14 protein-coding genes are annotated in these 12259 nt (G+C 70.6%); 12 read left to right on the plus strand and 2 right to left on the minus strand.

What is annotated here, in order from left to right:
• Nucleotides 1-96 precede the first annotated feature (96 nt).
• From HQK15_RS16060 to HQK15_RS16085, 6 genes are all read left to right on the plus strand, one after another.
• Nucleotides 97-1686, plus strand: a complete 1590-nt coding sequence (locus HQK15_RS16060; protein ID WP_173492508.1) for a DAK2 domain-containing protein — start codon at nt 97-99, stop codon at nt 1684-1686.
• On the plus strand, nt 1686-3821 hold the full coding sequence (gene recG, locus HQK15_RS16065) for an ATP-dependent DNA helicase RecG (RefSeq protein WP_173492509.1): 2136 nt from the start codon (nt 1686-1688) through the stop codon (nt 3819-3821). The genes HQK15_RS16060 and recG overlap by 1 nt, the downstream gene beginning before the upstream one ends.
• Nucleotides 3818-4372 carry a 16S rRNA (guanine(966)-N(2))-methyltransferase RsmD gene (rsmD, locus tag HQK15_RS16070; RefSeq protein WP_173492510.1) on the plus strand — a complete coding sequence of 185 codons (555 nt, stop codon included), beginning with the start codon at nt 3818-3820 and terminating at the stop codon, nt 4370-4372. Before recG ends, rsmD begins: the two co-directional genes overlap by 4 nt.
• Nucleotides 4369-4857, plus strand: a complete 489-nt coding sequence (gene coaD / locus HQK15_RS16075; protein ID WP_173492511.1) for a pantetheine-phosphate adenylyltransferase — start codon at nt 4369-4371, stop codon at nt 4855-4857. Before rsmD ends, coaD begins: the two co-directional genes overlap by 4 nt.
• A gap of 40 nt (nt 4858-4897) precedes the next feature.
• Nucleotides 4898-5734 carry a sigma-70 family RNA polymerase sigma factor gene (locus HQK15_RS16080; RefSeq protein WP_173492512.1) on the plus strand — a complete coding sequence of 279 codons (837 nt, stop codon included), beginning with the start codon at nt 4898-4900 and terminating at the stop codon, nt 5732-5734.
• 95 nt (nt 5735-5829) lie between these two features.
• Entirely contained in the window at nt 5830-6066 is a 237-nt protein-coding gene (locus tag HQK15_RS16085; RefSeq protein WP_173492513.1) for a hypothetical protein, read from the plus strand.
• Nucleotides 6067-6100: 34 nt separating this feature from the next.
• On the opposite strand, the gene HQK15_RS16090 is transcribed toward HQK15_RS16085, so the two are convergent.
• Entirely contained in the window at nt 6101-6622 is a 522-nt protein-coding gene (locus HQK15_RS16090; RefSeq protein WP_173492514.1) for a GNAT family N-acetyltransferase, read from the minus strand.
• A gap of 46 nt (nt 6623-6668) precedes the next feature.
• Complete coding sequence (gene dinB, locus HQK15_RS16095; protein ID WP_173492515.1) at nt 6669-7865, minus strand: DNA polymerase IV; 1197 nt, start codon at nt 7863-7865, stop codon at nt 6669-6671.
• 6 nt (nt 7866-7871) lie between these two features.
• Here dinB and HQK15_RS16100 point away from each other — a divergent pair, with 6 nt between their 5' ends.
• The 6 genes from HQK15_RS16100 to HQK15_RS16125 all read left to right on the plus strand — a co-directional run bounded on the left by HQK15_RS16100 (nt 7872) and on the right by HQK15_RS16125 (nt 12239).
• On the plus strand, nt 7872-8594 hold the full coding sequence (locus tag HQK15_RS16100; protein ID WP_367649221.1) for a YceD family protein: 723 nt from the start codon (nt 7872-7874) through the stop codon (nt 8592-8594).
• Between the two features lie 3 nt (nt 8595-8597).
• A complete protein-coding gene (gene rpmF / locus HQK15_RS16105) occupies nt 8598-8783 on the plus strand; it encodes a 50S ribosomal protein L32 (RefSeq protein ID WP_056607529.1) in 186 nt (61 codons plus the stop codon).
• Nucleotides 8738-9493, plus strand: a complete 756-nt coding sequence (rnc, locus tag HQK15_RS16110) for a ribonuclease III (protein WP_173492516.1) — start codon at nt 8738-8740, stop codon at nt 9491-9493. The genes rpmF and rnc overlap by 46 nt, the downstream gene beginning before the upstream one ends.
• Before the next feature lie 3 nt (nt 9494-9496).
• Complete coding sequence (gene mutM, locus HQK15_RS16115; protein WP_173492517.1) at nt 9497-10387, plus strand: bifunctional DNA-formamidopyrimidine glycosylase/DNA-(apurinic or apyrimidinic site) lyase; 891 nt, start codon at nt 9497-9499, stop codon at nt 10385-10387.
• Between the two features lie 158 nt (nt 10388-10545).
• Complete coding sequence (locus tag HQK15_RS16120) at nt 10546-11010, plus strand: GNAT family N-acetyltransferase (protein WP_173492518.1); 465 nt, start codon at nt 10546-10548, stop codon at nt 11008-11010.
• On the plus strand, nt 11007-12239 hold the full coding sequence (locus tag HQK15_RS16125) for a deoxyguanosinetriphosphate triphosphohydrolase (protein WP_173492519.1): 1233 nt from the start codon (nt 11007-11009) through the stop codon (nt 12237-12239). The genes HQK15_RS16120 and HQK15_RS16125 overlap by 4 nt, the downstream gene beginning before the upstream one ends.
• Nucleotides 12240-12259: the final 20 nt, after the last annotated feature.

Raw genomic sequence — 12259 nt, forward strand, 5'->3', positions numbered from 1 at the left:
CAGACAACCGCTCAAGAATAGCCGACGACCCGATGCCGACGCGAATCAGTACCGTCGGTCCCTCGTCGGGGCCTCCTCGGACGATAGCCTCGCCCCATGGGCCTCACCCTCAATGCCACGGCCTTCCGGGCGTGGACGCAGCTGTGCGCGGGGGCCCTGTCGTCGGCCCGGGCCGAGATCGACGCCCTCAACGTGTTCCCCGTGCCCGACAGCGACACCGGCACCAACGCCTACCTGACCTTCGTCTCCGGAGCCGATGCCGTCGACGCGCTGGGCAGCGACGAGCCGCTCGAGCGCGTCGTCAAGGCGTACGTCGACGGTCTCCTGACCGGCGCTAAGGGCAACACCGGGGTGATCCTGTCCCAGCTGGTCCGGGCCTGCTTCCGCGATCTCTCGCTCGACGGACAGGCGGTCAGCTCCGCCGACGTGGCGCAGTCGTTCGTCGCGGCCTCGGACGCGGCATGGGCCGCGGTCGGTGCACCGGTCGAGGGCACGATCCTCTCGGTCGCCAAGGCTGCGGCTGTGGGTGCCACCGATGCCGCCGAGGCCGGTGTCGACGGACGGACCGTGTTCGCCCGGGCCGCCGCGGCGGCCCGCGAGGCGCTCGCCCGCACGCCCGAGCAGATGGAGATGCTCGCGCGGGCCGGGGTGGTCGACGCGGGCGGACGCGCGTTGGTCGTCGTCCTCGACGCCACGGAGCAGGCGCTCACGGGTCGCATCCCCACCCAGGTCACGGCCAACGTGCCGCAGCCGATCCGGGTCGCCGCCGACGACCTGAGCGCCGACGGACCGTCGTACGAGGTTATGTACCTGCTCGAGGCCGACGACGACCGCATCCCCGAGCTGCGCGCCGCGCTGATGCCGCTCGGCGACTCGCTGGTCGTCGTCGGTGGCGACCGGCTCTGGAACGTCCACGTGCACGTCGACGACGTCGGTGCCGCGATCGAGGTCGGCATCGCCGCCGGACGGCCCTACCGGATCGCCGTCACGCACTTCGCCGACCAGATCGCCCGTGGCCCGCAGAAGGGCCGCGTCGTCATCGCGGCGACGACGGGCGCCGGCCTCACCGCCCTGTGCCAGGAGGCCGGGGCGCAGACGCTCGAGTTCACCCGCGAGCACCCGCTGACGGTGGCCGAGATGAGCGCGTCGCTGAGGGACGTCGGCGCCGACGAGATCATCGTCCTGCCCAACAACAACCGCTACATCCGCCAGTTCGAGGCGGCCGCGCAAGCAGCTCGCCACGACGGGATCCGCGTCGCCGTCATCCCCACGCACGCCCAGGTGCAGGGCCTCGCGGCGCTCGCCGTCCACGACCCGGGCCTGGGCTTCGACGAGGTCGTCGTGGCGATGTCGAGCGCCGCCGCCCACACGCAGCACGGTGCCGTGACGTTCGCGACCGAGCCGGGCATGACGATGGTCGGGCCGGTCGGCCCGGGCGACGTCCTCGGCGTCGTCACCGGCGACTTCGCCGTGATCGGCGACGACGTCCTCGCCGTCGCCTACGAGGTCATCGACCGGATCCTGTCACCGGCGGGTGAGATGGTGACTGTCGTGATGGGTGAAGGATCGGACGCCGGCTACGAGAGCTCGCTGCGCGACTACCTCCGTGCGCTGCGGCCCGACGTCGACCTCGTGGTCTACGACGGCGGGCAGGAGAACTACCCGCTGTTCGTCGCGGTCGAGTGATGGTCGACCTCTCCACCAAGCTCGTCAACGTCCTGGGCGACAAGACCGCCACCCCGCTCGCCAAGACCTTCGACATGCACGTCGTCGGCGACCTGCTGCGGCACTATCCGCGCCGCTACGTCGAGCTCGGCAAGGCCAGCAGCCTGGCCGACCTGCACGTCGGCCAGCACGCGACGGTGCTGGCCAAGGTCGTCGAGGCCAAGAACTACGCGTTCGGCCCCGGCGGCCGCCGCACCCGCACCGAGGTCATCGTCACCGACGACACCGGCGCGCGGCTGTCGCTGACGTTCTTCCAGCAGCGGTGGCTGGCTGACCGCATGACTCCCGGCAAGATGTGCCTCTTCTCCGGCGAGGTCGGGCAGTTCAACGGACGTCTCCAGCTGACCCACCCCGACTACGACCTGTTCGACGAGGACGGTGACACCGCGACGTCCCGGCTCTCGCGCGGCATCCTGCCGATCTATCGGGCCTCGGGCAAGATGCCGACCTGGAAGCTCGAGGCCTTCATCGGGCTGTGCCTCGACACGCTCGACCCGCCGGACGACGCCCTGCCCGCGCAGATCAGGGACGACCGCGGCTTCGCCGACATGGGAGCGGCGCTCGAGTCGATACACCGGCCCCACAGCATGGCCGAGGCGATGAAGGCCCGCGACCGATTCCGGTTCGAGGAGGCGTTCGTCGTGCAGACCGTCTTCGCCCAGCGACGCCAGGCGCTCGAGCACGACCGCGCCGCCGGCCGTGCCCTCGTCGACGGCGGCATCCGCACGCGTTTTGAGCAGCAGCTGCCGTTCACGCTCACCGACGGACAGCGGGCCGTGGTCGACGAGATCTCGGCCGATCTCGCCCACACGCACCCCATGCACCGGCTCCTCCAGGGCGAGGTCGGCTCCGGCAAGACCGTGGTGGCCCTGATGGCGATGCTGCAGGTCGTCGACGCCGGGGGACAGGCCGCGCTCCTCGCGCCGACCGAGGTGCTCGCCTCGCAGCACTTCCGCGGCATCACGGCGCTCCTCGGAGACCTGGCCAAGGGCGGGATGATCGGAGGCGCCGAGGGGGCGACCCGGGTGCGCCTGCTCACGGGCTCGATGGGGGCCAAGGCGCGCAAGGAGGCTCTGCTCGACGCCGCGTCGGGCGAGGCCGGCATCGTCATCGGCACGCACGCGCTGATCCAGGACCACGTGCAGTTTGCCGAGCTGGGCCTGCTGGTGGTCGACGAGCAGCACCGCTTCGGTGTCGAGCAGCGGGCCGCCCTGGTCGACCGTTCCGAGGTCACGCCGCACGTCCTGGTCATGACCGCCACGCCGATCCCTCGCACGATCGCGATGTCGGTGTTCGGCGATCTCGAGGTGTCGACGCTGCGCGAGCTGCCGGCGGGTCGCCAGCCCATCCAGACCACGGTGGTGCCCTACGCCGAGCGACCTGCCTGGCTCGCCCGCGGGTGGGAGCGGGTCCGCGAGGAGGTCGGCAAGGGGCGCCAGGCCTACGTCGTGGTCTCCCGCATCGGCGACGAGGCGTCCGAGAGCGAGACGTCCTCGCTGGTCGAGCTGCACGAGGAGCTCACCGGGGGAGCGCTGCACGGCCTGCGGCTCGGCACCCTGCACGGCCGCATGGGTCCCGACGTGAAGGAGGCCGCGATGAACGCGTTCGCGGCCGGTGACATCGACGTGCTGGTCGCGACGACGGTCGTCGAGGTCGGCGTCGACGTGCCCAACGCCACCGTGATGGTCGTGATGGACGCCGACCGCTTCGGGATGTCGCAGCTGCACCAGCTCCGGGGCCGCGTCGGGCGAGGGTCCAACGCGGGCCTGTGCCTGCTGGTGACGGGGGCCGAGGTCGACTCGCCAGCCCGTGAGCGGCTCGACGCCGTGGCCTCGACGACCGACGGCTTCGAGCTGTCTCGCCTCGACGTCGAGCTGCGCCGCGAGGGTGACGTGCTGGGCGCGCGCCAGTCGGGCATCCGGTCGAGCCTGCGGCTGCTCTCGGTCGTCAAGGACGAGAAGGTCATCGAGGAGGCCCGGGCCGCTGCCGACGACATCGTCGCCGCCGACCCGGCGCTGGCCTCGCACCCCACCCTGGCCGCCGCGGTGCACGCCCTCGAGCACTCCGAGCAGGCCGACTACCTGGAGCGCACATGACCCGCATCATCGCCGGCACCCACGGCGGCCGGCAGATCAAGACGCCCAAGGGCGACGGCACCCGCCCGACGTCCGACCGGGTCCGCGAGGCGCTCTTCTCGTCGCTGGAGTCCGAGCTCGGAGGGTTCGACGGCCTCGAGGTGCTCGACCTGTTCGCCGGCTCCGGCGCGCTGGGCCTCGAGGCACTGTCGCGCGGTGCGCGGCACGCGACGTTCGTCGAGTCCGACCAGCGGGCCGCGGGCGTCGTCGCCGGCAACGTCAAGGCGCTGCAGGTCTCCGGATGCGTCGTCCGGACCAAGGCCGAGCGGTTCGTCGAGCAGCACACGTCAGACGAGTTCGACCTGGTGTTCGTCGACCCGCCCTATGCGATGCCGACCGGCGAGGTGTCAGCCCTCGTGGCAGCCCTGACGGGCACCGACACCCTGTTCGTCGTCGAGCGGTCGACCCGCGACCCGTTCGTCTGGCCCGAGGAGGTCGAGGGCCTCCGCAGCAAGAAGTACGGGGAGACGACGCTGTGGTTCGGACGCCCTGCGGTACGGTCGCAGACATGACGAAGGTCGTGTGCCCCGGTTCCTTCGACCCCGTGACCAACGGTCACCTCGACATCGTCGAGCGGTCGGCGCGCCTGTTCGACGAGGTCGTCGTCGCGGTGCTGGTCAACGAGTCCAAGCAGGGCCTGTTCACGATCGAGGAGCGGCTCGAACTGCTCTCCGAGGCCACGAAGCACCTGCCCAACGTGTCGACCGCCTCGTTCAAGGGCCTGCTGGTCGACTTCTGCACCGCCAACGGCGTCGACGCGATCGTCAAGGGCCTGCGGGCGGTCACCGACTTCGACTACGAGCTGCAGATGGCCCAGATGAACGGGAGCCTGACCGAGGTCGACACCGTCTTCATCCCGACCTCGCCGGAGTACTCGTTCCTCGCCTCCAGCCTGGTCAAGGAGGTCGCCAAGCACGGCGGCGACGTCTCGGGCCTCATCCCCGACTTCGTCAACACAGAGCTCACCAAGAAGTACGAGCTGACGAAGGACGCCTGACGACCGGTCACCACCGGTGCCGCTCACGCGTCAACCAAGCATGGACCCCACAGCGCAGTTCGAGACCGAGCGGCCCCGGCTGCTGAGCATCGCGACCCGGGTGCTGGGCGACCCGGGCGAGGCTGAGGACGTCGTGCAGCAGGCCTGGCTGCGTCTCGACCGCACCGAGAGCGACATCGAGAGCCTGCCCGCCTGGCTCACGACCGTGACCACACGGCTGTGTCTCGACCGTCTCCGCGCCCTCACCCCGGTCCCGACCGAGGAGGTCGAGATCGTCGAGACCGCTGCCGACCCGGCTGACGAGATCGCCCTGGCCGACTCGGTGGGCATCGCGCTGCGCGTGGTGCTCGAACGACTCTCGCCGGCCGAGCGGGTGGCCTTCGTGATGCACGACAGCTTCGGCTTCGAGTTCTCGACCATCGCGACCGTGCTCGACACGACGCCGGCCGCGGCGCGCAAGCTGGCGTCCCGTGCCAGGGCCCGGATCAGGCAGCCCGCTCCCGAGGACCGGCTGGCCGACTGGGAGGTCGTCGACGCGTTCATGGCAGCGGCCCGTGGTGGCGACCTCGACCGGCTCCTGCAGCTGCTGGCGCCCGACGCCGGTGTGTCCGCGGACGCTGCCGCCGTCGCCGCAGGCACCCCGGAGGCGATCACCGGCCGGCAGGAGATCGCGACGTTCTTCAACGGCAGCGCCACGGCCGCACTCGCGGTGTTCGTGGGCGAGCGTCCCGCCTACGCCTGGTACCACCGCGGCCGGGCCATGGTGCTGTTCGACTTCACGGTCGTGGACGGCGTCGTCACGGGCATCACGTTCCGGGCCGACGCGCAGGTGCTCGGGCAGGTGGCCCGGCGCGACGGTGCGGAGCGCCGCGACTGATCTGTCGTCAGCGGTCACATCCGTGCGTCCTCGATCGTCAACCAGATGAAGCCCACTGATCAGGTGGGGCCGCTGCCCCGAAGGGACGTACGACCATGAAGACCATGACCTGCCGCCAGCTCGGAGGCCCCTGCGAGCTCGCACACACCGGTGAGACCGCCGACGACGTCATCAACGCCCAGGACAAGCACCTCAAGGAGGCGGTCCAGGCCGGCGACGCGTCCCACCAGGCCGCGCGGGACGACATGAAGGGGCGCTGGCGTCACCCGAAGAAGTCGCTCGGCTGGTACCGCGACATGAAGAGTGCCTTCGCCGAGCTCCCTGAGGGCTGACGCCGCAGCTGGACGCCGGTCAGCTCGTGGCGGTTCAGCTCGTCGGCCGGACGGTCTGGAACAGGACGTGGTCCTGCCACCGGCCGGCGATGCGGAGGTAGGTGGGCGCGAGCCCGAACCTGACGAAGCCGTTGCGCGCGAGCACCGTCTGAGATGCCGTGTTGTGCAGCAGGGTCGCGGCCTCGACGCGGTGCAGCTCCAGGGCGCCGAACGCGAGGTCCTTGGCCGCCCCCACGGCGCGTGTGGCGAGGCCCCGTCCGTTGTGCGCCTGGCTGACCCAGTAGCCGAGGCTGCACGACTGGAAGGCGCCACGCACGATGGTGTTGAGCGTGATGCGACCGACGACCGAGCCGTCGGTGTCGAGGATGACCTGAGGCGCCGAGAGTCCCTGCTCGTGCTGGGCGAGAGAGCTCTCGATCAGCTCGGCCTGACCTGCCTCGGTGTAGAAGCTCTCGTCGCGCTCGGGCTCCCACGGAGCCAGGAACGCGCGGCTGGCGGTGCAGAGGTCTGCGAGCGCCGCGGCATCGTCGAGGGCGAGGGGACGAATCACGCTCATGCGTCCACCCTAGGCATCGGCGGAGCGGGCCTCAGCGAGGTGGGCCTCAGTCGGGCAGGTGCGGGACGGCCAGGTGGTCGTGGGCGCCGAGCTGGACGGCGCGACGCAGGGAGTCGCCGCCGAACTTGTCGCGCACCGCGTCGATCACCTGGTCGATCTCGCCGCCACTGGTGACGTCGAGGGGCAGCGCGAGCTGCTCCGGCTCGTCGTCGAGGGAGCCGACCGAGATGCCGATCAGCGTGATCCCCTTGTCCTTGATGGCGCCCGCGCGAGAGCGCAGCAGCGTGCGCGCGGTCTCGAGGACCGTCTGGTTGTGGGCCGTCGGACGAGCCAGGGTGTGCGACGACGTGGAACGGGTGAAGTCGCCGAAGCGCAGGCTGATCGTGACGGTGCTGCCCGTCCGTCCGGCGGCCCGCATGCGGCGGGTGACCCGGTCGACGAGGGTGAGGAGCGTCAGGTCGAGCTCGGCCGGCGAGTGGTCGCCGCGCCCCATCGCGTGCTGCGCACCCATCGACCCGCGACGCTTGCCGGTCTGCACGGGCCGGGGGTCGCGGTTGTGGGCCAGGGCGTGGAGGTGGTGACCGGCGCCGGGCCCCAACAGCTGCACGAGCTCGCTCTCGAACATCTCCGCCACGTCTCCGACGGTGCGGATGCGGGCGTCGCGCAGCTTGCCGGACGTGACCTTGCCGACACCCCAGAGTCGCTCGACGGGCAGGGCGTGGAGGAACTGCAGCTCCTGCTCGACCGGCACGACCAGCATCCCTTCGGGCTTCGACACCGCCGAGGCGACCTTCGCGAGGTACTTGGTGCGAGCCACGCCCACCGAGATGGGCAGGCCGACCCGGCTGCGGACGTCAGCGCGCAGCTGGGTCGCGATGGTCGAGGGCAGGCCGCGGATGCGGCGCAGCCCGCCGACCTCGAGGAACGCCTCGTCGATCGAGATGCCCTCGACCAGCGGCGTGGTGTCGTGAAAGACCTCGAACACCGCGCGGCTGGCCTCGGTGTAGGCCGTGAACCGCGGCGGGACGACGATGGCGTCGGGGCACGCCTGCAGGGCCTGCCGACCCCCCATCGCGGTGCGGACGCCCCGTGCCTTGGCCTCATAGCTGGCAGCGAGGACGACCCCGCCTCCGACGATGACGGGACGGCCCCTCAACGACGGGTCGTCGCGCTGCTCGACCGAGGCGTAGAACGCGTCGAGGTCGGCGTGCAGCACGGTTCCCTCGGTCACGCCATCAGCCATGAGGACATGCTCGCACCTCGCACCGACACTCCGGCGGGGGAGCGAGCGGAGCCGATTGGCCTCGGCGTGTCCCGACGGGTTACGATTTACCTCGGCCTGCTTGCAGGTCATTCTCTTGTCGTGCTCTTGGATGGATGGTTGAACGTGCTGTCCGGACCGCTGGTCTTCGATACCCACGAGATGGGTCGCAAGCCCGGCGCCGAACGTACCTTCACGGCATCCACCCCGGCGCCGGCAGAGATGGGTTACGACGTCTACGCCGTGCCCGAGGGCTCCACGATCGAGCTCGAGCTCCGGCTCGAGGCGATCATGGAGGGGATCTTGGCAACAGGAACCTTCTCGGCGCGGGCCGTGGGCGAGTGTGTGCGGTGCCTGGACCCGATCGACGAAGCTGTCGTGGTGGGATTCCAGGAGCTCTACCTCTTCGAAGCACCCTCCAGCCAGGAGGAGGCGGACGAGGAGGATCATGTCCTCGAGGACGAGCTGCTCGACCTCGAGCCCGTTCTGCGGGACGCGGTGGTGCTCGCACTGCCGCACAACCCGTTGTGTGGTCCGGACTGTCCGGGACTGTGCCCCGAGTGTGGGGCGCGACTCGCGGACGATCCAGATCACACACACGGTGAAGCGATCGACCCGAGATGGGCATCGTTGATCCAGCTGGCGGAGCAACCGGTCCCGCCAGCCGACCAGTCAGAGTCGGGCATCGCGCCCGACGACAGCAAGGAGTAGATCGTGGCAGTCCCGAAGAGGAAGATGTCGCGCAGCAACACGCGTCACCGTCGTTCGCAGTGGAAGACCACCGCAACGGCGATCGTCGACTGCGCCAACCCTGCGTGTGACTCCAAGGTGCAGCCGCACCACGCGTGCACCAAGTGCGGACAGTACGGAGCTCGCGGCGAGCGTCGCCAGGTCCTCTGATCTCTGCGGCAGCTGACGCTGAGCAGCTCCGGGAGGTCCTGGGAGTCCAGGACCTCGACCCGGAGCTGCTTCAGCATGCTCTGACCCACCGCTCGTTCGCGTACGAGAACGGTGGCGTCCCCAACAACGAGCGCCTCGAGTTCCTCGGGGACTCGGTCCTCGGCCTGGTCGTGACCGACACGCTCTTCACGGGGCACCCCGACCTGCCCGAGGGGCAGCTCGCCAAGCTCCGTGCGGCCGTCGTGAGCGCCAAGGCGCTGGCGGAGGTCGCCCGCACGCTCGGCATCGGCGACCACGTCCGGCTCGGCCGCGGCGAGGAGTCCACCGGCGGGCGCAACAAGGCCTCGATCCTGTCCGACACGGTCGAGGCCATTCTCGGTGCCATCTACGTCCAGTTCGGCATCGAGCGGGCCGCCGAGGTCATCCACCGCGTGTTCGACCCGGTCATCGCGGTCGCTGCCGAACTGGGTGCCGGGCTCGACTGGAAGACCTCCCTGCAGGAGATCTCGGCCAACAACGATCTCGGCGTGCCGCACTACGTGCTCGTGGGCACGGGCCCCGATCACGACAAGAGCTTCACCGCCGAGGTCGTCGTCGGCTCGACGACTTACGGCGGCGGTCTCGGGCGCTCCAAGAAGGAGGCCGAGCAGATGGTCGCCGAGATCGCCTGGCGCGCCATCAACGCCGGGCTCGAGACCCCCGGCACCTGAGCCGTGCCCGAGCTGCCCGAGGTCGAGGTCGTCCGCCTCGGCATCATCGACCACGTGGTGGGTCGCACCATCACGCGTGTCACGGTGCACGACGTCCGGTCGCTCCGGCGCCACCTGCCCGGTCCGGCCGACTTCATCCACCGTCTCGAGGGGCGAACGGTCGTGGGTGCCGCCCGTCGCGGCAAGTACCTGTGGCTGCAGCTCGACGACCCTGACGGGGGCGCGAGCGACGCCGTGCTGTGCCACCTGGGGATGAGCGGCCAGTTCCTCGTCTCGGATGCGGGTGCGCCCGCGCAGCGACACCTGCGCATCACGCTGGGCCTCGACGACCCCGCGCATGGGGGAGGCGACACCCCACGCGAGCTCCGCTTCGTCGACCAGCGCATCTTCGGCGGGATGGCCTTCAGCGAGGACGGGGCCGAGCTCCCGCCGGAGATCGCCCACATCGCGCGCGACCCCCTCGACCCGCTCTTCGACCCGGCCGAGTTCGCGTCGCGCATCCGCCGCCGGCAGACCGGCGTCAAGCGCGCGATCCTCGACCAGACGCTGATCTCCGGCGTCGGCAACATCTATGCCGACGAGTCGTTGTGGCGCACGCCGCTGCACTACGCGCGCAACACCCGGCACCTCCGCACGAAGGAGATCGAGTCGCTGCTCGGCCACATCGGTGACGTCATGCGCGAGGCGCTGGCCCAGGGCGGCACGTCGTTCGACGCGCTCTACGTCAACGTCAACGGCAACAGCGGCTACTTCGACCGCTCCCTGCAGGCCTATGGCCAGCAGGGGCGTCCGTGCGGACGGTGCGGCACCTTGATCCGGCGTGACGCGTTCATGAACCGCTCGTCGTTCTGGTGCCCGACGTGCCAGCCGCGCCCGCGCAACGGCAAGTTCTGACTCCCGGCCGCTCCGTCGTCGCGTTCATCGGCCCGTGGCGCGCCAGACAGCGCCACGGGCCGGCTGTCGCTTCCACTCGCTGCGCTCGCGGGAGGTGACCCCAGCTTCGTTCTGCGGTGGTCGGGGCGAGGGTTCTGGTCAGCCGATAACCTGCGGGGGTGATCCTCGAACCCATGAGTGCCGACCGGTTCGACACGTGGAGCGAGCACCACGTCGTCAGCTATGCGCAGGACAAGGTCGATGCCGGCAACTGGCCCGAGGACGGAGCCGTCGAGCGCGCGCGCCGCGAGAACGCCGAGCTGCTGCCCGAGGGGGTCACGACGGCGGGGCACGACCTGTTCGTGGCGACGGTCGACGGTGACGAGGTGGGCTTCCTGTGGCTCTTCACCGATCCGGCAGCATCCGTGCCCGAGACCTATGTCTACGACATCGAGATCGTCGCGGCGCGTCGCGGGGAGGGCCTGGGCCGTGAGCTGCTGGAGGCCGCGGAGGGCTGGTGCGCCGACCATGGCGTCGCCACGCTGCGCCTGCACGTCTTCGGCTTCAACACCGCGGCGATCAGCCTCTACGAGTCCTCCGGCTTCGAGACGACGAACCTCTCGATGGCGAAGATCATCCGATGACCCGACGCCCCTATGGCGACGAGGCTCACGAGCGCTTCGTCGACGAACCGCCCAAGCGGTCCGGTCGCACGTCGTTCGAGCGCGACCGTGCCCGCGTCGTGCACTCGGCGGCCCTGCGACGGCTGTCGGCCAAGACCCAGGTCATGGGTGCCGGGTTCGACGACTTCGTCCGCAACCGCCTGACGCACTCGCTCGAGGTCGCCCAGGTCGCCCGTGAGCTCGGCAAGTCGCTGGGCTGCGACCCTGACATCGTCGACTCGGCGGCCCTGGCCCATGACCTGGGGCACCCGCCGTTCGGGCACAACGGCGAGGTGGCGCTCGACGAGGCGGCGCAGTCGTGCGGGGGGTTCGAGGGCAACGCCCAGACGCTGCGCATCCTCAGCCGGCTCGAGTCCAAGACGTTCGCCCCGGACGGGCGCAGCGTCGGCCTCAACCTCACGCGGGCAACACTCTCCGCGTGCGTGAAGTATCCCTGGGTGCGCGGCGACGCACCTGACGGCAGCGGCAAGTTCGGCGTATACACCGACGACCTCCCCGTCTATGCGTGGCTCCGCGACGGCGCACCGGCGCGGCGCAGGCCGATCGAGGCCCAGGTCATGGATCTCGCCGATGACATCGCCTACTCCGTCCACGACGTCGAGGACGGCGTCGTCGGCGGCTGGTTCGGTCTGCGCACCGGCGAGCTCGACATCGCCTCGATCCACGACGTGGCGCGTGACTGGTACGACGAGACCGCCACCGACGACCGCCTCGACGCGGCGCTCGAGCGCCTCCAGGCGCTGCAGGAGTGGCCCACGACGACCTTCGACGGCAGCAGGGCCGAGCGGGCCGTGCTCAAGAGCCTCACCAGCGCCTTGATCGGTCGCTTCGCCCACGCGGCCGAGGTGGCGACGGTCGACGTCTGGGGAGCCGGTCCGCTGACCCGTTTCAGCGCCGACCTGGAGGTGCCGACCGACACCCGTGACGAGATCACGGTGCTCAAGTCGATCGCCGCGCACTACGTCATGCGGTCCGACGACCGGGCCGGGCCGCTGGGTCGTCAGCGCGAGCTGCTCCTGGCCCTCGTCGAGGTGCTGGACCGCTCCGACGGCCGCGAGCTCGAGGCGGAGTTCGGCGAGGACTTCGCCGCCGCGAGCGACGACGCCGCCCGTCGCCGTGTCGTGATCGACCAGGTCGCCAGCCTGACCGACGTCTCCGCGCGTGCCTGGGGCCTGCGCCTACTGGGCTGAGGGACCGGCGCGGTCCGGCG

The sequence above is a fragment of the Aeromicrobium stalagmiti genome, assembly GCF_013283745.1.
Taxonomy (GTDB): Bacteria; Actinomycetota; Actinomycetes; order Propionibacteriales; family Nocardioidaceae; genus Aeromicrobium; species Aeromicrobium stalagmiti.

Coding starts and splice junctions, on each gene's coding strand:
- HQK15_RS16060 (WP_173492508.1), top strand. CDS start 97: ATGGGCCTCACCCTCAATGCCACGGCCTTCCGGGCGTGGACGCAGCTG.
- recG (WP_173492509.1), top strand. CDS start 1,686: ATGGTCGACCTCTCCACCAAGCTCGTCAACGTCCTGGGCGACAAGACC.
- rsmD (WP_173492510.1), top strand. CDS start 3,818: ATGACCCGCATCATCGCCGGCACCCACGGCGGCCGGCAGATCAAGACG.
- coaD (WP_173492511.1), top strand. CDS start 4,369: ATGACGAAGGTCGTGTGCCCCGGTTCCTTCGACCCCGTGACCAACGGT.
- HQK15_RS16080 (WP_173492512.1), top strand. CDS start 4,898: ATGGACCCCACAGCGCAGTTCGAGACCGAGCGGCCCCGGCTGCTGAGC.
- HQK15_RS16085 (WP_173492513.1), top strand. CDS start 5,830: ATGAAGACCATGACCTGCCGCCAGCTCGGAGGCCCCTGCGAGCTCGCA.
- HQK15_RS16090 (WP_173492514.1), bottom strand. CDS start 6,622: ATGAGCGTGATTCGTCCCCTCGCCCTCGACGATGCCGCGGCGCTCGCA.
- dinB (WP_173492515.1), bottom strand. CDS start 7,865: ATGGCTGATGGCGTGACCGAGGGAACCGTGCTGCACGCCGACCTCGAC.
- HQK15_RS16100 (WP_367649221.1), top strand. CDS start 7,872: ATGCTCGCACCTCGCACCGACACTCCGGCGGGGGAGCGAGCGGAGCCG.
- HQK15_RS16125 (WP_173492519.1), top strand. CDS start 11,007: ATGACCCGACGCCCCTATGGCGACGAGGCTCACGAGCGCTTCGTCGAC.